The following is a 19,276-nucleotide window of genomic DNA, read 5'->3' as shown; positions in this document are numbered from 1 at the left end:
CACTGAGCATCCGCTGAATACACTAGTGTATCGAATCGGATACACTAGTGTATCGACACTGTGCGCGGGGGCTCGGCGATCCGTGTCTGCGTGTTGCCGTCCCGCTCGCTCAGAGACCCGTTCGCGACCGGAAGGCCCGCCCCGCATGTCGTCACTTTTGTACTCGCTTGGCCTGTGGGCCACGCGCGCGAAGTCGCTCGTCCTCATCCTGTGGATCGCACTGCTCGCGCTCCTCGGCGTGGGCGCCGGGCTGTTCTCGCAGGGCGCGAACGCGCCGATCACGATCCCCGGCACTGAGTCGCAGGCGGCGATCGACACGCTCGGCCGCACTTTCCCGGAGGTGAGCGGCACGAGCGCCACCATCGTGGTGGTTGCGCCCGAGGGTGAGAGCGTCGAGGACGGCCAGTTCAAGAGCGAGATCGTGGCGGTCGCCGACGAGCTCGCGGACCTGCCGCAGGTCAACGCGGTCTCACACCCGTTCGCCGAACTCGGAGCCAGCGGCCTGAGCGACGACGGGCGAGCCGCGCTCATCACGGTGCAGATCGACGCCACCCAGAGCGACGCACCGGAGGCGACGAGCGACGGCATCGTTGCCGCCACCTCCGAGCTCCGGGAAGCGCTTCCGGCGGGCTCCGAGGTGTCCTACGGCGGCGACCTCTTCTCCGTGGCGATCCCTGGCTTCACGATCACCGAGGCGCTCGGCGTCGCGATCGCGTTCATTGTGCTGCTGTTCACGCTCGGCTCGCTGGTCGCGGCCGGAATGCCGCTGCTGATCGCGATCCTCGGCGTGGGCGTGACGATCGCCGGGCTCTTTGTCACCACCGCGTTCGCCGAGATGACCTCCACCACCCCGATGCTCGCCCTCATGCTCGGGCTCGCCGTCGGTATTGACTACACGCTCTTCATCGTAAGCCGGCACCAGGAGCAACTGCGCTCCGGGCTCGGCGTCACTGAATCGATCGCACGGGCCACCGCGACGAGCGGTTCGGCCGTGGTGTTCGCCGGCCTCACCGTCATCATTGCGCTGCTCGGCCTCGCGGTGGCGGGGATCCCGTTCCTCACCGCGCTCGGCGTCGCCGCCGCCGCGGGGGTCGCGGTCGCGGTGCTCATCGGCGTTACGCTGACCCCCGCCGTGCTCGCGATGGCGGGCCTCAAGATCCTGCCGAAGAAGCAGCGCGCCGCGCTTGCCGCGCAGTCGACGGGCGGCGCAGCGGGAGCAACCACCGCGGATGGCGAGCACAGCGCGGCCGACCCCGCAGCGCCGGGGCAGCCGGCACCGTCGCGTCCTGCCGCGAATGGGCAGAGCCGCGCCGACCGCTTCTTCAGCGGCTGGGTGCGCGTGGCGGTCGCAAAGCCGATCATCACGATCCTCGTGGTGCTCGTGGGGCTCGGCGCCGCGGCGCTCCCCGCCCTCGACCTGCGCCTCGCGCTGCCGGGCGCCGAGACGCTCGAGGAGACCGATCCCGCCCGCGTGACCTACGAGCTCACGGGCGAGCACTTCGGTGAGGGCGCCAACGGCCCGCTGATCCTCACCGGCTCGATCATCACGAGCACCGACCCGCTGGGGCTCATGGAGGATCTCGCCGACGAGGTGCGCGCGCTTCCCGGCGTCGCCGACGTGCCGCTCGCCACCCCCAACCAGAACGCCGACACCGGCATTATTCAGGTGGTCCCCGAGGAGGGGCCGCAGTCCGAGAGTACCGAGCAGCTCGTGGCCGAGCTCCGCGCGCACCACGACGAGTGGCAAGAGAAGTACGGCGTGAGCCTCGCGGTGACCGGCTTCACCGCCGTTGGCATCGACGTCTCCCACCTGCTCGGCGAGGCGCTGCTGCCGTTCGGCGTGCTCGTGGTGGGGCTCTCCCTGATCCTGCTCGCGATGGTGTTCCGCTCGGTGTGGGTGCCCATCAAGGCGACGCTCGGCTACCTGCTCTCGGTGGGGGCCGCGTTCGGCGCGGTCGTTGCCGTGTTCCAGTGGGGCTGGCTGGGCGACCTGCTCAACGTGCACCACGCGGGTCCCGTGCTCAGCTTCATGCCGATCATCCTGATGGGCGTCTTGTTCGGCCTCGCGATGGACTACGAGGTGTTCCTGGTCGCGCGCATCAGGGAGGAATATGTGCACGGCGCGAACGCGCAGCAGGCGATCAGACGCGGCTTTGTTGGCAGCGCGAAGGTGGTCACCGCCGCCGCGCTCATCATGTTTGCCGTGTTCGCGGCGTTCGTGCCGGAGGGTGACCCGAGCATCAAGGTGATCGCGCTCGGGCTCGCCGTGGGCGTGTTCGTCGACGCCTTCATCGTGCGCATGACGCTCGTGCCCGCCATCCTCGCGCTGCTCGGCGACCGGGCCTGGTGGATGCCGCGCTGGCTCAGCCGCATCCTGCCGTCGTTCGACGTGGAGGGCGAGGGCCTCGCCCGCGAGATCGCGCACCGGGACTGGCCTAGCGACCGGCCCGACGCGGTGATCGCGTCCGAGCGGGCCCGTCTCGCCGGTGGGATCACGCTGCCCGACCTCCGCGTCTCACCCGGTGAAGTGCTGCTGCTCGACCCCCGCGACCCGCTGAGCCTGCCGCTCGCGGAGGCGGTCGTTGGCCGCGCCCCCATCATGCTCGGCACCGCCAAGATCGCTGGGTTGCTGCTCCCCGAGCGGGCCGCGTCGCTCCGCTCGCGCGCCGGCTGGGCCGAGCCCGAGTCGCTGCGCGAGGCGCTGCAGGATCGGCCCGAGGTGCTCCTCGTCGATCTGCGTGCCGCGGCCGAGCGCCCGCTCCCGCTCGCCCTGGTCGACGCAATGCGCTCCGGCCTCGCCGCCAGCGCGGTCGACGGCGAACGCGGCGCCGCCCCGCGCCTCACGCTCGTCGTGCTCGGGGACCGCGAGCTCGCGGCTCGACTGCTCCCAGCAGACACCCGTTTTGTCACCCCGGACACCGCGACCGCCGCACCGGCTGGCGGCCACGATCCGGATCCATCACCCGCGCCGGAACTCTTCGGTGCCGCACCGATCGTCGAAGGAGGCGCCCGATGAGCGCCGCACTGACCCGCCTCTCGGGCCGCAAGCCCGTGCGCTGGACCACCCTTCTGGGGCTTATTCTCGTGCCGCTCACGGTGGCCGGGGTGCTCCTGTGGGGCCTCTGGAACCCGACTGAGCGCCTCGACACCGTCACCGCCGCCGTCGTAAACAACGACGAGGCGGTTGAGGTCGACGGCCAGCTCGTGCCGCTGGGCCGGCTGCTCGCGGGTGAGCTCATCGGCGAGGCCGGGGCGAAAGACGACCCGGACGCCGAGACAAACTTCACGTGGGTGCTCACCGACGAGGAAGACGCGGCCGCCGGACTCGACGACGGCCGCTACGCCACCGTCGTGACCATCCCAGAGGACTTCTCGGCCGCCGCGACCTCGCTCTCGGGCGAGCCGAAGGACGCCACGCAGGCGACGATCGACATCGCCGAGAGCGACCGCGGCCGGCTCATCGACACCGCCCTCTCCGGCATCGTGACCCAGACCGCCACCCAGCTGCTCAACCAGCAGCTGGGTGAGCAGTTCGTTGGCGGCGTGTTCGTGGGCATGACCGAGCTCTCGAAGGGGATCGGATCTGCCGCGGACGGCGCGACGCAGCTCGCCGACGGCGGCACGCAGCTGGGTGAGGGCGCGACGCAGCTCGCTGACGGCACGCAGCAGCTTGCCGACGGCACGCAGCAGCTGTCGAGCGGTGCTGGCGAGCTTGCCGCGGGCGCGGGGTCGCTCGCCGCGGGGGCGGGAACCCTGGCGTCTGGCGCCGGCGACCTCGCGGGCGGAGCCGGGGCACTCGCCGACGGAACGCGACTGTTCGCTTCCGGAGACGGCACCGCGGAAAACCCCGGCATCGCCGGCTTTTCGGCGGGGCTGAGTGAGTACGCGATTGGCGCACGAACTCTCGCAACGGGCAACGGCACAGCGGAGAATCCGGGCCTCGCGGGCCTCGCCACGGGCGTTGAAGCGTACACGGGCGGCGTGAACGAGGCGCTCGCCGGCCTGCAGAGCGGAGCGGGCGCGGCGATCGACCCGCTCACGCAACTGCGTGGCGCGATCGAGGCGGAGCTGATCCCCGTCGAGAATCCCCAGGAGGCCATTGCCGGCCTTGACCTCCTCATTGGAACACTCCAAGGCGCAGCCAGTTCGGACCCGAGCTCCCAGATTGAACAGTTGAAGCTGAGCGGAGTCGCGCTCGCCGGCGGGGTGCGCAGCGCCGCGACAGGCGCCGAACAAGCTGCCGGCGCCGCCGAGCAGCTCGCCGGGGCTGGAACTCAGCTCGCCGCGGGTGCGGAAGGGCTCGCCGTTGGGGCTGCGCAACTCTCAGGCGGTGCCGCCGGGCTTGCCGGCGGAGCTTCGGAATTGGCGGGGGGAGCCTCCGGTCTTGCCACAGGCGCCTCCGGCCTCGCCACGGGTACCTCAGAGCTCGCGGCGAACACGCCGGAGCTTGCCGACGGCGCCGCGCAGCTCGCGGACGGGGTGGAGCAGTCGGCCGCGGGCGCGGCCGAGCTCGCGAAGGGCCTCGGCGAGGCCGTGAGCGGGATCCCGAACTATACGGAGGCGGAGCGCGACAAGCTCGCCGAGACCGCCGTGACTCCGGTCAAGGCCGAGGGCGGCAGCGACGAGCTGTTCAACGCGTCCGGCGTGCCGCTGTTTGCCGGGATCGCGCTGTGGGCCGGCGCGCTCGCCGCGTTCCTCGTGCTCGCCCCGCTGTGGCGGCGCACCCGCGAGGCCGCCCGCGGCGTCGGCGAGATCACGCTGCGCAGCGCGCTGCCGGCGCTCGGGCTCGGCGCCGCGCAGGGCGCGATCGCCGGCGTCGTGCTCCCCATCGCGCTCGGCTACGACTTCGCGCAGGGCGCCGGCTTCTTCGGGCTCGCGCTGCTCGCCGGCATCGCGTTCACGCTGCTCGTGCAGGGGCTCTCCGCGCTGCTCGGCGGGTTTGGTCGCTTCATCGCGTTCGTGCTTCTCGTGGTCGCGTTCGCGGTGGGGATCGTGTCGACGGTGCCCGGCCCGCTCGCCGCGGTGGGCGAGCTCAGCCCGGTCGGTGCCGCCCTCGGCGGCTTCCAGGCGATCGCCACCGGCGCGGCCGGCGCCGGCGGGGCCGCGGTGCTGCTCACGCTCTGGGGCCTGGCCGGCCTGGTGCTCACCGCGCTGGCGGTGCGCAAGGAGCGGGCGGCCCAGCGCTAGGCCCCCGGGCCTGTCCGCGGCACAGACGACAGCGGGGGCGCGCCACGAGTGTGGCGCGCCCCCGCTGTCGTCTCGGTGCTTAGATCTGCGGCACCGCGATGTGGTCCATGTCGGCGAACGACTGGTTCTCGCCCGCCATGACCCACAGGAACGAGTAGTTCGTGGTGCCCACGCCGAAGTGCATCGACCAGGCCGGGGAGATCACCACGTCGCCGTTCTTGAGCGCCACGTGGCGGGTGTGCCCGGGCAGCCCCATGAAGTGGAACACGCGCTCCTGCTCGTCGATGTCGAAGTACACGTACACCTCGGTGCGACGATCGTGCGTGTGCGGCGGCATACTGTTCCACACGTTGCCGGGCTCGGGGGCGGTGATCCCCAGCACGAGCTGGCTGCTCGCCACGCCGTCCTCGTGGATGTGCTTGCGCACGATGCGGCGGTTCGCGTGTTCCTGCTCGCCGGTCTCGGTGGTCAGCGCCTCAGCCGCGGGGATCAGCGTGGTGGGGTAGTCGCGATCCGACACGGCCGACGACAGGAAGAAGCGGGTCCCATCGATGCTCGCCTCGAACGAGATTTCGCGCGCGCCGCGCCCAATGTAGAGCGCGTCCTTATCGGACAGCTGGAAGCTGGTGCCGTCGACCACGACCGTGCCGGTGCCGTTGAGGGCGGTCACGGCCAGCTCGCGGCGCTGGCAGAAGAACTCGGCGCGGAGCTCCGGGTAGTTCTCAAGCGTGAGGGGGGTGCCCGGGGTGGGCTGGGCGCCGCCGAGCACCATGCGGTCCTCGTGGCTGTAGACCGCGGCCACCTGGCCGGGCGTGAAGAGATCGCTGATCACGAACCGCGCTCGGATCTCTTCGTCGCTCATGTGCCGGAGCTCGTCCGGGTTCGTGGCGTGGCGGACTTCCATAGAATTCTTCAACGGTGTTCTTTCTGCTTAGTGGTCTGCGCTGCGCACGACGTTGGTGGGGGTGCCGTTCGCGAACGCGATGATGTTGCGGCCCGCGATCGCGAAAACCTCGTCTGCCTCGTCCGTGTGGAAGCCGATGTGCGGGGTGAGGATCAGGTTTTCCTGGTCGAGCGGCAGGCTGCTCAGCTCGGGCGGCTCGCTCTCGAAGACGTCGAGCGCGGCGCCGAAAATGCGGTTTTCGGCGAGGAGCGCGAAGAGCGCGGCACGGTCGAGGATCTCGTCGCGGGCGGTGTTGACGAGCACCGCGGAGGACTTGAGTCGGCCGAGGAGCTCCGCGGATACGAGGCCCTCGGTCTCGGGGGTGTGGGTGAGGTGGAGCGACACGACGTCGCTCTCGGTGAACAGCTCCTCGAGGGTGACGCGTCGGCCGGGCAGGGCAGCCTCGACCTCGGGCCGCTCCGTGCGGTTCCAGAACACGACGTTCATGCCGAGGGCGTGCCCCATCTCGATCACCTCGCGGCCGATCGCCCCGGTGCCCACCACGCCGAGCGTGCGGCCGCGCAGCTTGAGGCCCTGGTGCTTCGCCCACTCGCCCGCGCGGACGATCCGGTCGCCCTCGGGGATCCTGCGCGCGGCGGCGAACATGAGCGCGATCGCGTGTTCTGCGACGCTGCGGCTCGCGAAGTCGGGGACGTTCGTCACGGTGATGCCGAGGCGCTCGGCCTCCGCGACGTCGACGAAGCGGTGCGCTCCCGTGCCGACGAAGCTGACGAGCTTGAGGCCGGGGACGCCCGCGAGGAAGTCCTGGGGAAGCGGGCCCTGGTCGGCGATGATGTACACGGCGTCGTAGCCCTGCGCGCGCGCGATCGTCGCCTCCTCATCGGCGAAGCGCTCCTCGAACCAGTCGAGTTCGTGGCCGGCCGCGCGCAGCGGTTCGATGACGTCGCGTCGAACGATGTCGGCGTACTGCGGCTCGCCATCGATGCAAACAATTCTCACGGGGTGTCCCTTTCGGTGTGTGGTGTGCAGGTGCGGGGGTGAGGGGCGCTGGACGGTTCGCCCCTCACTCCCGCGGTTCGTTACTTCGCGACCCAGCGGTTGAACTGGTCGGTCAGCTCAGCGTTGTTCTCCTTGTAGTAGGCGGCGTCGAGCACGATGGCGTTCTCGATGTTGTCGCCCACGGGGAGGAACGGCTGAATGTCCTCGGGGAAGTCGCCCACGCTGATGCCGGTGCTCGCCGCGGGGATCGGCGTGGGCACGCGCGAAGCGAACTCGATCTGTCCGGCGGTGTTCTCGATGACGCTCTTCAGCAGCGCCTGCGCCGCTGCCGGGTTGGGTGCGTCAGCGGGGATCGCCCAGACGCTGTTCGCGTAGCCGGCCTGGTCCCAGCCCACGGAGAGGGGGAAGCCGTTCTGGCTCGCGGTGAACGCGCGGTTTGCCCACACGATGCCGAGATCGCAGGAGCCGTTTTCGAAGCTCTCGATCGACTGCGCGCCGCTCGACCACCACGTGACGCTGTCCTTGACGGTGTCGAGCTTGGCGAACGCGCGCTCGGTGTCGAGCGGGTAGAGGTCGTCGGCGGCGACACCGTCGGCGAGCAGCGCCGACTCGAGCGTCCAGCCGTACTGCGGGTTGTTGAAGAAGCAGCGCTGGCCGGGGAACTTCTCGGTGTCGTAGAGGTCGGCCCAGGTCTTGGGGGCGGCGTCGGCCGGGTACGTGTCTGAGTTCCACGCGAGGACCATGCCGAAGGTGCCGACCTCGATGCCGGTGTCGGAGTAGGTGCCGTCCGCGAGCTGGTCGACGGGCACCACGCTCGTGTCGATCTTGGCCAGGTAGCCGTTGTCGGCCGCCTGCTGCGCATCGCTGAGCGAGGGGAGGAACACGAGGCTCCAGTCGACGGCGCCGTTCTGCGCGGCGGCGAAGAACTTCGTGGACGCCTCGTTGTAGTCGTCGACCACCTTGACGCCGGTCTCCTCGGTGAAGTCGGCGAAGAGGGTGTCGTTCAGCCCCTCCCACACGTCGCCGCCGCTCGTGTCGTAGAACAGCACCTCGCCGGAGACGGCGGAGTCGCTCCCGCTGTCCGACCCGGAGTCGGAGGCGGCGGCGCTGCAGCCGGTGAGCGCCAGCGCTCCGGCGAGAGTGAGCGCGCCGAACGAGACGGCGCGTGCCTGGGGAATTTTCATGTGCGTGTCCTTCCTTGGATGCAACTAGTTACTGGTGGGCAAGATGACGGCGCTGTGGGAGCGAATGCTCATCACGGCGGGGGATCCGGGCTCGGGGATCGGTTCCGACGAGTCGAGGTCAACGAGGTACGAGCCGCGGGCGTCGGCGAGGCGCACCCGGATGCTCTGGCCGAAGAAGCGGGCCTCGGTGACGGTGACGTGCGCCACGGGCTCGAAGCCGCTTGGGACGCCCGCGAGGTCGGTGCTCAGGCGGATCTGCTCGGGGCGCGCGCTGAGCGTGCACACCGATCCGGCCTTCATCTGGGGCAGCGCCGCCGCGGTGAGCGTGAACTCGCCGACGCGGACCGTGGTCCCGGCGGCGGCGTGGCCGAGCGCCTCCGCCGGGAACGTGTTCGTCTCGCCGAGGAAGTTTGCGACGAAGCCGCTGTTCGGGGCGCTGTAGACCTCGCGGGGGGCGCCCACCTGGCGGATGAAGCCGGCCTCCATGACACCCATGCGATCGGAGAGGATGTAGGCCTCTTCCTGGTCGTGGGTCACGTAGATCGCGGTGGTCTCCGACTCCTGCTGGATCCGCCGAATCTCGGAGCCGAGGTCTTGGCGGAGGCGCCGGTCGAGCGCGCCGAGCGGCTCGTCGAGCAGCAGCACGCGGGGGCGCTGCGCCAGGGCGCGGCCCAGGGCCACGCGCTGCTGCTGGCCGCCCGAGAGCTGGGCCGGGTGCCGGTCCTTGAGCGCGCCGAGCTCGGTGAGTTCGAGGATCTCGTCCACGCGCTTCGCGAGCTGCGGCCCGCGCACCTTGCGCAGCTTGAGGCCGAACGCGATGTTCTGGCTCACCGTGAGGTGCGGGAAGAGCGCGTAGTTCTGGAACACGAAGCCGATGTCGCGCTTCTGCGTGGGCAGCTTCGTCACGTCTGCGCCGTCGATCGCGATCGAGCCCGAGGTGAAGTCGATGAGCCCGGCGATGATGCGCAGCAGCGTCGTCTTGCCCGAGCCCGAGGGGCCGAGCAGCGTGAAGAACTCGCCGGCCTGCACCGTGAGGTCGGTCTCGTGGAGCACCCGGGTGCCGCTGAAGTCGCAGCTCACCTGGTCGACGATCACTTCGCCGCGCTTGCTGTCGCCCGGTGTGGAGGCGTGGGGAGAAGACATGTCGATCCTCATTTCTGGTCGGCGCGGGCTGCGGCAGCCGATTTCCGCGACTGCATGATGCGTTGGATGATGATGATGGCGACCACGACGAGCGTGAGCAGTGCTGCGACCGCCGGAACTGTGGGGACGATGCCGCTCTCGAGGTACTGGTAGATCGTCACGGGGAGCGTCTTCACGGGCCCGGTCTGCAGGAAGAGCGCGAGCACCACCTCGTCCCAGGATGTGACGAACGCGAGCCCGAACGCCCCGAGGAGCGCGGGGATCATGCCGCGCACGGTGACCTTCCAGAAGGCGGAGGTGCGGGAGGCGCCCATTGTCCAGGCCGCCGTCTCGAGGTCGAGGCCGCGCGACGAGAGGGCCGTGTTGAGCATCGCAAACGCGAGCGGGAACGCGACGAGCGTGTGGGCGAACACGAGCCCCGGAATCGTGCCGGCGAGGTTGAGGCGCAGCTCGACGGCGTAGATCCCGATCGCGAGCAGAATCGCGGGGGTGATGAGCGGTGCGAAGGCGAGGCCCGAGATCAGCACCTTCGTGCGCGCCGACTTCGCGGTCTGCACCACGCGGGCGAGGTAGAGCGCGAGGCTCGTTGACAGCAGGCCGGTGAGCGTGGCGATGAGGAGGCTGCGCGCGGTGGGGTCGAGCCACGTGGTCGTGGTGAGCACCTCCCCGTACCACTCGAGGGTGAAGCCGCGCGGGGGGAACACGACGGTCTGCGTCTCGCCAACCGAGAGGGGGAACACGATCAGCACGGGGACGAGCAACACGAGGAGCGCCACGAGGGTGAGCGCGCCGGTCACCACGGTTCCGGGGGTCCAGCTGAAGCGCTGGTCCGAGCTCACGCCCTTCGCCTGCGTGCTCATGCCGGGGGCCTGGAAGCCGCCGCCGAGCCGGATCACCACCACGTAGAGCACGAGCGTGGCGAGCAGCAGCACCACGCCGAGCGCCGAGGCGACGCCCCACTGGAAGAGATCGATCTGCTGCTGGATGTACACCGCGACCGTCTGCTCCTGCGGGCCGCCGAGGATCGCGGGGACGATGAAGAAGCTGAGCGCGAGGATGAAGCACAGCAGCACGGCGCTGAGGATCGAGGTGCGCACGAGCGGGAGGAACACCCGCACGAAGATCTGCACGCCGGAGGCGCCGAGCGTGCGCGCGGCGAGGATCACGTTGTGGTCAACGCTCGTCATGCCCGAGTAGAGGATCAGGATCATGTACGGCAGCAGGTACATCACGGTGCCGAGCAGCGTGCCGCCCTGGGTGTAGAGCAGCGAGAACTTCTCGCCGCCCAGCGCCTGGCTCGCCTGGCTCAGCAGGCCGTTGGGGCTGAGGATCGACGTGACCGCGAAGAGGCGCACCACGATCGAGACCTGGAACGGGATGAGCACGAGCAGCAGGACGACGCCCGCGGCTTTCGCCGAGAGCCGCGAGATGAAGTACGCGGCCGGGAACCCGAGCAGCAGCGCGAGCACCGTCGAGTTCACGGCGAGCACGATCGTGCGCCACTCGACGAGGTGCAGGTACTCGTCCTGCAGGATCGTCAGGTAGTTCGCGAAGGTGAGCTGCGGGTTTGCCCAGTCCATGACGCCGTCGACGCTGATGCTGCGCAGCACGACGTCGAGCAGGGGCCAGAAGAAGAAAATAATGAAGAACCCGGCCGCGGCGAGGGCGAGCGCGATCTTCGGAAGCCGGGCGAGGTTGAACGGCGACCGGCGCGGCGGCCGAACGGTGGGGATCCCGGTGGTGCTCAGGGTCATCTTCGATCCTTGGGGTAGCGGCGGCTGCCGGGTTAGGCCGCGGTCTGGGTGATGACGTACAGCTTGCGGGTGGTCTCCTGCACGTCCCACACGACCCGGGAGCCGTCGGGGAGCGCGACGTACGCGCCGGGGGCGATCGTCTCGACCTCGCCCGAGGCGCGGGTGATGGTGCCGGCCCCGCTCAGGAAGTACATGTACTCGGAGACGCCGATCTTCGACGAGTTGAAGCTGCCGGGGGTGATCTCCCAGACGCCGATCTCGGTGGTCGGGTCCTCGTGCAGCACGAGCTCCTGTGCCGTTGGCTCTCCGGAGATGACGCTGGCGGGAGCCGCGCCCGGCGCGAGTTCGGCCGCGGCGAGGTTGAGGTGGGAGAGCTGGTCGAGCGGGAACGTGGTCATCGTGCGGGACCCCTTCTGACGGTGACGCGCGCGGTGCGGCGCCCCCGAGCATCTTTGCAAATTTGAAACACTGTCTCATAAGTGATGAAATGTTGTCAACACGACGACCCGGCACCGGCTGGTTCGTAAGATGAAGTGATGGGCTGCCACTCGCAATGGTGCGGGGCCCGTTATCGAGAAGGGCGGGAACGTATGAGTGAGCGCGTGATTTCGACCGGTGGGCTGACCTCCTCGGAGCGAGTGACCGGGACGCAGAGCCTCGAGAAGGCCGTCGACATCCTCGAGTACATCGCCGGTGCGCCGGGGCCCGGCGTGACGCTCGCCGAGTGCACCGGGATCCTCGGGTTTAGCAAGGCCACCACTCAGCGGATGCTGCTCACCCTCGCCAGGCGCAACCTGCTGCACTTCGACGAGGAGCTGGGCGTGTACTCGCTCGGCATGCTCACGGCGAAGCTCGGCGCGGAGTACCTGAACCGGCTTGATTACCGCAAGGCGGCGCTGCCCGTGCTGCGCGATCTCGTGGCGCAGTCTGGTGAGACGGCTCACCTCGGCGTGCTCACCGGCCAGAACGTGGTCTACATTGAGCTCGTCGACAGCCCGCAGCCGATCCGCATCTTCAGCAAGGTGGGTGACTCGCGGCCGGCCTACGCCACCGCGATCGGCAAGGCGATCCTGGCGGAGCTGCCCGGCGACGTGCGGCGAGCCCACCTGCCGGAGTCGCTCGCGGGGAGCACGGCGCGCACGATCACCTCGATCGAGCAGCTGTACCTCGACCTGGCGCAGACGCGGGAGCGCGGCTTTGCGATCGACGACGGTGAGAACCGCGACGGGATCCGCGGCTTCGCTGCGCCCATCTTCGATTTCACCGGCAGCGTGTGCGCCGCGCTGAGCATCGCGGGTCCCACCTCGCGGCTCGACTCGGAGGACGCGATTCAGGAGTTCGGCGGCATGGTGACGCGCGCCGCGCGCCGCGTGTCGAGCGTGCTGGGCGCCCCGGAAACGCGGCTCGGCTGAGGGAAAGTGCCCGGCGCCTGCGCCCAGCGCTTTGCGCGTCATCGGAAATATGAAATGATGTTTCAAATTTCTAGTTCCGATGGAGGAATCTGTGCAGCAGCAAGCGCGCCGAGTGGTGATCACGGACTGTGATCACGGAAGTGTAGACATTGAGCGGGCGGTCGCGGAGCAGGCGGGCGTGGAGCTCGTGCTCGCGACCTGCGTGACCGAGGCCGACGTGATCGCCGCGGCGCAGGGGGCGGTCGCGATCGTGACCCAGTACGCGCCGGTGACCGCCGCCGTGCTCGATGCCCTCCCGGATCTCGTGGCCGTCGGCCGCTACGGCGTGGGCGTCGACACGGTCGACGTCGACGCGGCGAGTGAGCGCGGCGTCGCGGTGTGCAACGTGCCCGACTATGGCACCGAGGATGTCAGCGACCACGCGATCGCGCTGGCGCTCGCGCTGCTGCGCGGACTGCCCGCGCTCGACAAGGGAGTGCGCCGCGGTAGCGCGGCGCTCGATCCCGTGCGGCCGCTGCACCGCTTCTCCGCGAGCACCTTCGGCGTGTACGGCCTCGGGCTGATCGGCGAGGCCGCCGCGCGGAAGGCTCGGGGCCTCGGCTTCCGGGTGATCGGGACCGATCCGCGGTACGCGCCGGGCGCGACGACGCCGGACGGCACGGCGGTGGTCTCGCCGGAGACGCTGCTCGCCGAGGCAGACCTGCTGTCGCTCCACCTGCCGCTCATGCCGCAGACCCGACACCTCATCAGCGACGACGCGTTCGCGCGGATGAAGCCGGGTGCCAAGATCGTCAACACCTGCCGCGGCGGCGTCCTGGACACGGCCGCGCTGCTGCGCGCCATCGAGCGCGGCACCGTTGGCGGTGCCGGCCTTGACGTGTTCGAGGAGGAGCCGCTGCCGGTCACGAGCGGGCTGCTCGACCACGATCAGGTGCTCCTCACGCCCCACGCCGCCTGGTACAGCGAGGAATCATTCGCCGAGCTCAAGCGGCGCGCGGTGGCAAACGTGCTCGACGTGTGCGGGGGCCGCGCGGCCGCAAACGTGGTCAACGCGGCCGCCCTCGCCCAGCGCGCAGAGGGGAGCGCCGCGAATGTTTGATCTCGCACTCGCCGGCCAGTCGGCCGTGGTCACGGGCGCCTCGCGGGGCATCGGTGAGGCAATCGCCAGCGCGCTCCTGCGCAGCGGCGCCGATGTGACCACCCTGCAGCGCGGACCCGGATCCGAGCGGCTGCAACGCGTGGCCGAAGAGACCGGGCGCGCGCTGCGGCACGTCACCGTCGACCTTGCGGACGCAGACTCGATCGCGGCCGCGATCGCGGAGGTGGGCGCGGTCGATATCCTCGTGAACAACGCCGGCACGCAGATCCGCCACGACTCTGTCGACTTCCCGCTCGCCGACTTCAACCGGGTGCTCGCGATCAACACGAGCTCGGTGTTCCAGCTCAGCCAGGGCTTCGGCGCGCACATGGTCGCCCGTGGCAGCGGCAAGATCGTCACCCTCGCGTCGCTGCTCTCGTTCCAGGGCGGGCTGCGCGTCCCCGCATACGCCGCTTCGAAGGGCGCGGTCGCGCAGCTCGTCAAGGCGCTCAGCAACGAGTGGGCGGGCCGCGGCGTGAACGTCAACGGCGTGGCCCCCGGCTACGTCGAGACCGACATGAACGAGGCGCTGCTCGCGGATCCGGAGCGGTTCCGGCAGCTCAGCGAGCGGATCCCCGCCGGGCGCTGGGCCACGCCAGAGGACATCGCGAGCGCGGTCGTGTTCCTGTGCACGCCGTACGCCGGGTACATCCACGGCACCGTGCTGCCCGTCGACGGCGGCTGGCTCGCCCGATGAGCGCCGCAGCTGTGAGCGCCCGCCTGACCGTTCCGGCCGAGCTGCGGGCCGCCCCCGTGATCGCGGTCCTGCGCGCCGCAACCGCCGCCGCATACGCGCCCGTTGTTGACGCGCTGCTCGCCGGCGGCGTGAACCACGTCGAGGTGACCCTCAGCACCCCGGGCACCATCGCCGCGCTCCCCGCGCTCGCCGCTCGCTTTGGCGATGCCGCGCGCATCGGTGTGGGCACCGTGACCGGGCTCGCGGACGCGCACGCCGCGGTCGCGGCGGGCGCCGCGTACCTGGTCACGCCGACGACCGACCGCGAGATCATCGCGGTGGCGACCGCGGCGGGGCTGCCCGTGTTCCCGGGCGGCTTCACCCCCACCGAGCTGCACGCGGGCTGGCAGGCCGGCGCCACGGCGGTGAAGGTGTTCCCGGCATCGCACCTCGGTGCCGGCTACGTGGGCGACCTGCGCGGCCCGTTCCCGGGGATCGAGGTGGTGCCGTCCGGCGGCGTCACCGGCGAGGGGGCGCTCGAGTGGCTGCGCGCGGGCGCGTGCGCCGTGAGCATGGGCGGGCCGCTGCTCCGCGACGCGTTCGCCGGTGGCGAGCCCGCCGCGCTGACCGCCCGCGCCCGGGAGCTGATGGCGCGCATCGCCGACGCCGGGTTCGGGGCGGGGGCCGCGCGATGAGCGGCCACGCGTCGAACGCCACGATCGCGGTGGGCGAGCCCGCTGCGGGGCGCGGGGAGGCGCTGCCCTACGTCGTGACCCTCGGCGAATCGATGGGGCTGCTGCGGCAGCAGGTGCCCGGCCGCCTCGTCACGCAGCGGGCGATGGAGTTCGGCTTCGGCGGGGCAGAATCGAACGTGGCGATCGCGCTCAGCCGGCTCGGCGTCGAGGCGGTCTGGTGCGGTCGGCTCGGCACCGACAGCCCGGGCGAGCTGATCGCCCGCGAGCTCCGGGCCGAGGGGGTGCACCCCCGCATCGTCTGGGACGCCGCCGCACCCACCGGGCTCATGCTGAAGGAGCGGCCCACGGCCGGCACCTCGCGGGTGGTGTACTACCGCTCGGGCAGCGCCGGATCGCGGCTGGCCCCCGACGACCTGCCCGCCGGGCTGATCGAGGGGGCCGCGCTGGTGCACGTCACCGGGATCACCCCGGCGCTCTCGGGCAGCGCCGACGCCGCCGTCGAGTCGGCCCTCCGGCGCGCCTGCGCCGCCGGGGTGCCCACCTCGATCGATCTCAACTACCGCAGCGCGCTCTGGGGCGCCGCCGCCGCGGGTGCGCGCCTCTCGGAGCTCGTGGCCCTCGCCGACCTCGTGTTCGCCGGTGACGACGAGGCGGCGCTCGTCGCTGGCGCGCGCCCGGTCGCCGAGCTCGCGGCCGAGCTGCGTCGGCTCGGCCCGCGCGAGGCGGTCATCAAGCTCGGGGAGCGCGGCTGCTACGTGTCGGCCGGCGACGAGACCCTCACCCGCGCGGCGGTCCCGGTGACCGCGGTCGATACGGTTGGCGCCGGTGACGCGTTCGTCGCCGGCTACCTCGCGGAGTGGCTGGCGGGTGCCCCGCTCGCGCAGCGCTGCGACACGGCGGTGCGCGCCGGCGCGTTCGCGTGCCTCACCGCCGGCGACTGGGAGGGCCTGCCGCGCCGCGCGGACTTCGCGCTGCTCGACGCGGGGGACCCGGTGCAGCGTTAGGGGCCGCGGGGCACACCGCTATCCCAGCAGTGTGCCCCGCGGCTCCGAGCACGGCGCGAGAGCGCGCTAGCTCCCGTGCAGCTCCCCGTCCACGCGGCCGGGGAGCACTCGGTCAACGAACGGCGCCGGCTGCAACCCGGCGGGCAGGTTCTGGTAGGCAACCGGGCGCAGGAATCGCTCGATCGCCAGAGTTCCCACAGAGGTGGTGCGGCTGTCTGAGGTCGCGGGGAACGGGCCACCGTGCACCATTGAGTCGATCACCTCGACGCCGGTTGGCCACTCATTGATGATGATTCGGCCGGCGAGGCGCTCAAGCCGCGGGAGCAGCGCTCTGGCGAACTCGAGGTCAGCCGCGCTGTTCGTCATGCGGACGGTTGCGGTGAGCTGCCCGCCGAGCGCGTCAAGTGCAGCGTGGAGCTCAGCGGTGTCCCGATACGTGACCAGCAGGGCCGCCGCCCCAAAGACCTCCTCGTGCATGGCGGAAGCCGCGACGAACGTCTCCGCGTCGGTGAGGAGGACGAGCGGGCCGGGCGCGTTTGGCCCGGGGCCGGGCGCCCCGGCGGCGAGCCGGGTTGCCCCGGCGGCTTCCATCCGCTCGACTCCGGCGTCAAACGCCGCACGGATCCCCGCGGTGAGCATCGTCTGCCCGGTTGTCGCCTCAATCGCCGAGGCGATCTCGCTGCGGAATGCCGTGCTCTCGGGTGACTCCTCAACGAACACGAGGCCCGGGTTCGTGCAGAACTGTCCGGATCCGAGCGTGAGCGAACCCACGAGCCCGGCAGCCTCGGCCACACAGCGTTCGCGCAGTGCGTCCCGGGTCAGAACTACCGGGTTAATGCTCGACATCTCGGCGTACACCGGAACCGGGCGGGGTCGGGCCGCTGCTGTGGCCATGAGCGCCGTGCCAGCCGCCTGCGACCCGGTAAACCCGATCGCGGCGATCGCCGGATGCGCGGCGAGTAGCTGCCCCACCACGGCGCCCGAGCCGAAGAGTACCGAGCACACACCCGCCGGCATCCCGGTGCGCTCGGCCGCGCGGCTGATCGCCTGCCCGGCGAGTTCGGCGGTGCCGGCGTGGGCCGAGTGTCCCTTGACGATCACCGGGCACCCGGCGGCGAGAGCCGACGCGGTGTCGCCGCCCGCGGTTGAGAACGCGAGCGGGAAATTGCTCGCGCCGAATACGGCGACCGGCCCGAGCGGGATTTTGCGCATCTCGATCTCCGACCGCGGCGCCGGGGTGCGCTCCGGCAGCGCGGAGTCACGGCGCAGGCCGTGGAAGGCGCCGAGTCGCACCTCGCGTGCGAAGAGCCTGAACTGGCCGCTTGCCCGGCCGATCTCGTTCTCAATGCGCGCGCTCGGCAGCCCGGTCTCTGCGGTGGCGCGTTCGACGAGCTGCGGGCGCATCGCCTCGAGCTCAGCCGCGACGGCCTCGAGGAATAGTGCGCGGTCCTCGTCGGAACGGGCGCGGTAGTCGTCGAAGCAGGCGAGTGCGGCCGCCGCAGCGCGTTCGACCTCGGCGGCGCCCACGAGCCCGAACGCTGGTTCAATCGGTGTGCCGTCAGCCGGGTTGGTGCTGCGATGTTCGCCGGCGTCGCCGACGACCAGCGCTCCCGCGATGAGGGAGCAGCCGGTCACTGCGGGGGGCTGGGGAAGTGTTCGGGGTGCGGTCATGATGCGAGCCATCCTCCATCGACATTGAGTAGGGTGCCGGACACGTAGCGTGCGGCGGGTGAGAGTAAGTAGACGCACGCGTTTCCGATGTCGGCGGGGTCGCCGAGCTGGCGCATCGGAATACGGGCCATGATGCGGTCGTGATCAGCCGGGTTGGCGAGCAGCCCCTCGGTCATCTCGGTGGCAAAGTACCCCGGGGCGACAACGTTTGCGCGGATCCCGGCCGCTGACCACTCGGTTGAGAACGCGCGCGCCATGCCCACGAGGCCGGTCTTTGCCACCACGTAGGGGGAGATGCCGGGGAGGCCGATGCTTGAGTTCAGGGAACCGATGAACACGTGCGATCCCGCGCGTTCCGCCGCGGTCTGGTGGCGCGCCACCGCGGCGCTCAGCAGGTATGGTGCGTGGAGGTTGACGTTGAGAACCCGCAGGAGTTCGGCGGGGGAGACCTCCATTGCCGGCTTGCGGAGCTGGATTCCCGCGGCGTGCACGATGCCGTCGATGGGGTCTCCTGCCGCGATGTCGGCGATGAGCGAGTCGAGCTCGTCAAGCGCGCCGATATCTGCCGCGCGGACCTGCGCGGTACCGCCGTTCGCCGCGATCTCCGCCGCGGTTGCGGCCGCCTGTTCGGCGCTGCGGGCGACGATCGTGACAGCGCCGCCAGCGGCGGCAATGCCGTGGGCGATTCCGCGGCCCAGGCCGCGGCTGCCTCCGGTCACGACCGTGTGCGTGCCGGTGAGCGCAAATGGCGAGTGAGTGGGGTCGTGGGTCATTGTGCGTCCTTGAATCTGATGTGCGGGGTCAGTGTTTCAGCTGCGGCAGATACCCGGTTCACGTGAACGATCGAGAGTGACCTCGCGAGATCGGCGTCACCGGATGCGATTGCCTCGGCGATCCGCGCGTGCTCCTCGTGAGTTTTTGAGCGCTCTGGGGCGTAGCCGGGGCTCTGCAAATAGGTTGCGGTGAGGATCTCGTTGAAGGGAAGGATCAGGTGCCGGAAGAATGGATTTCCGGTGCTGCGCGCGATCACCGAATGAAATTCGAGGTCATTGGCGATGTGCGCCTCCCGGTCGAAGTCAACCCCCTCGGTGACCGCGATGAGGTCAACGAGGTGTTGCAGTTCAGCCACCTCGGCATCGCTGCGGCGGAGCGCCGCGGCGGCTGCCATGTCGGGTTCGAGCGCCGCGCGCATCTCCATGAGTTGCGCAAATGTTCCGCCGCCAAGACGGAGCATGAGTGCAACCTGGCGCGAGAGGTTGCGCTCATCGAACTCGGCGACCTGCATGCCGCGTCGTGGCCGAATGCTGACAACGCCGCGTGCGATCAGGGTACGGCCGGCCTCGCGGATCACCGTGCGACTCACCCCGAAGCTCTCGATGAGTTCCGGCTCGGTGGGCAACTGATCCCCGGGCTGGAGGTTCTCCTCGAGGATGCGCGACATGAGGGCATCCGCGACCTGTTCTGAGAGCGGTCGGCGGTCTGCTGAGAGGGGAGATGCGGTCATCGGTC

At 70.5% G+C, this 19,276-nt stretch carries 16 protein-coding genes; 7 read left to right on the top strand and 9 right to left on the bottom strand.

The window, feature by feature from the left end:
- Positions 1-145 precede the first annotated feature (145 nt).
- Both EV139_RS05040 and EV139_RS05035 read left to right on the top strand, forming a co-directional pair.
- Positions 146-3,016: an MMPL family transporter gene (locus tag EV139_RS05040; protein WP_130453223.1), complete on the top strand. Its 2,871-nt coding sequence runs from the start codon at positions 146-148 to the stop codon at positions 3,014-3,016.
- Positions 3,013-5,187 carry a YhgE/Pip domain-containing protein gene (locus EV139_RS05035; RefSeq protein ID WP_130453222.1) on the top strand — a complete coding sequence of 725 codons (2,175 nt, stop codon included), beginning with the start codon at positions 3,013-3,015 and terminating at the stop codon, positions 5,185-5,187. Before EV139_RS05040 ends, EV139_RS05035 begins: the two co-directional genes overlap by 4 nt.
- Positions 5,188-5,266: 79 nt before the next feature.
- Here EV139_RS05035 and kduI read toward each other — a convergent pair whose 3' ends face one another.
- The 6 genes from kduI to EV139_RS05005 all read right to left on the bottom strand — a co-directional run bounded on the left by kduI (position 5,267) and on the right by EV139_RS05005 (position 11,569).
- The gene (gene kduI, locus EV139_RS05030) at positions 5,267-6,091 is read right to left on the bottom strand and encodes a 5-dehydro-4-deoxy-D-glucuronate isomerase (protein ID WP_130453221.1); all 825 of its coding nucleotides are present in this window, start codon (positions 6,089-6,091) and stop codon (positions 5,267-5,269) included.
- Positions 6,092-6,118: 27 nt separating this feature from the next.
- Positions 6,119-7,090, bottom strand: coding sequence for a 2-hydroxyacid dehydrogenase (locus EV139_RS05025; RefSeq protein ID WP_157992999.1), 972 nt, complete (start codon positions 7,088-7,090; stop codon positions 6,119-6,121).
- 80 nt (positions 7,091-7,170) lie between these two features.
- On the bottom strand, positions 7,171-8,274 hold the full coding sequence (locus EV139_RS05020; protein WP_130453219.1) for an extracellular solute-binding protein: 1,104 nt from the start codon (positions 8,272-8,274) through the stop codon (positions 7,171-7,173).
- Between the two features lie 24 nt (positions 8,275-8,298).
- The gene (locus EV139_RS05015; RefSeq protein WP_157992998.1) at positions 8,299-9,417 is read right to left on the bottom strand and encodes an ABC transporter ATP-binding protein; all 1,119 of its coding nucleotides are present in this window, start codon (positions 9,415-9,417) and stop codon (positions 8,299-8,301) included.
- Positions 9,418-9,425: 8 nt separating this feature from the next.
- Positions 9,426-11,171 (bottom strand): ABC transporter permease subunit, encoded by a 1,746-nt coding sequence (locus tag EV139_RS05010; protein WP_130453217.1) that lies wholly within the window; start codon positions 11,169-11,171, stop codon positions 9,426-9,428.
- A gap of 32 nt (positions 11,172-11,203) precedes the next feature.
- Positions 11,204-11,569 (bottom strand): cupin domain-containing protein, encoded by a 366-nt coding sequence (locus tag EV139_RS05005; RefSeq protein WP_130453216.1) that lies wholly within the window; start codon positions 11,567-11,569, stop codon positions 11,204-11,206.
- A gap of 192 nt (positions 11,570-11,761) precedes the next feature.
- On the opposite strand from EV139_RS05005, the gene EV139_RS05000 reads away from it, so the two are divergent.
- The 5 genes from EV139_RS05000 (at position 11,762) to EV139_RS04980 (ending at position 16,096) form a co-directional block, all read left to right on the top strand.
- On the top strand, positions 11,762-12,583 hold the full coding sequence (locus EV139_RS05000) for an IclR family transcriptional regulator (protein WP_198677459.1): 822 nt from the start codon (positions 11,762-11,764) through the stop codon (positions 12,581-12,583).
- Positions 12,584-12,674: 91 nt separating this feature from the next.
- Positions 12,675-13,682: a C-terminal binding protein gene (locus EV139_RS04995; protein ID WP_241988966.1), complete on the top strand. Its 1,008-nt coding sequence runs from the start codon at positions 12,675-12,677 to the stop codon at positions 13,680-13,682.
- A complete protein-coding gene (locus EV139_RS04990; RefSeq protein ID WP_130453213.1) occupies positions 13,675-14,418 on the top strand; it encodes an SDR family oxidoreductase in 744 nt (247 codons plus the stop codon). The genes EV139_RS04995 and EV139_RS04990 overlap by 8 nt, the downstream gene beginning before the upstream one ends.
- The gene (locus EV139_RS04985) at positions 14,415-15,092 is read left to right on the top strand and encodes a bifunctional 4-hydroxy-2-oxoglutarate aldolase/2-dehydro-3-deoxy-phosphogluconate aldolase (RefSeq protein WP_130453212.1); all 678 of its coding nucleotides are present in this window, start codon (positions 14,415-14,417) and stop codon (positions 15,090-15,092) included. Before EV139_RS04990 ends, EV139_RS04985 begins: the two co-directional genes overlap by 4 nt.
- Positions 15,089-16,096, top strand: a complete 1,008-nt coding sequence (locus EV139_RS04980; RefSeq protein ID WP_130453211.1) for a sugar kinase — start codon at positions 15,089-15,091, stop codon at positions 16,094-16,096. The genes EV139_RS04985 and EV139_RS04980 overlap by 4 nt, the downstream gene beginning before the upstream one ends.
- Positions 16,097-16,162: 66 nt before the next feature.
- Here EV139_RS04980 and EV139_RS04975 read toward each other — a convergent pair whose 3' ends face one another.
- The 3 genes from EV139_RS04975 to EV139_RS04965 are packed head-to-tail and all read right to left on the bottom strand — an operon-like array spanning position 16,163 to position 19,271.
- Positions 16,163-17,767: an aldehyde dehydrogenase (NADP(+)) gene (locus tag EV139_RS04975; RefSeq protein ID WP_130453210.1), complete on the bottom strand. Its 1,605-nt coding sequence runs from the start codon at positions 17,765-17,767 to the stop codon at positions 16,163-16,165.
- The gene (locus EV139_RS04970) at positions 17,764-18,540 is read right to left on the bottom strand and encodes an SDR family NAD(P)-dependent oxidoreductase (protein ID WP_130453209.1); all 777 of its coding nucleotides are present in this window, start codon (positions 18,538-18,540) and stop codon (positions 17,764-17,766) included. The genes EV139_RS04975 and EV139_RS04970 overlap by 4 nt, the downstream gene beginning before the upstream one ends.
- Positions 18,537-19,271, bottom strand: a complete 735-nt coding sequence (locus tag EV139_RS04965; RefSeq protein WP_130453208.1) for a FadR/GntR family transcriptional regulator — start codon at positions 19,269-19,271, stop codon at positions 18,537-18,539. Before EV139_RS04965 ends, EV139_RS04970 begins: the two co-directional genes overlap by 4 nt.
- Positions 19,272-19,276: the final 5 nt, after the last annotated feature.

Origin of the sequence: Leucobacter luti (assembly GCF_004217175.1) — a bacterium.
In the GTDB taxonomy this organism is placed as follows: Bacteria; Actinomycetota; Actinomycetes; order Actinomycetales; family Microbacteriaceae; genus Leucobacter; species Leucobacter luti.
This window is presented reverse-complemented; position numbering and strand designations above follow the sequence as displayed.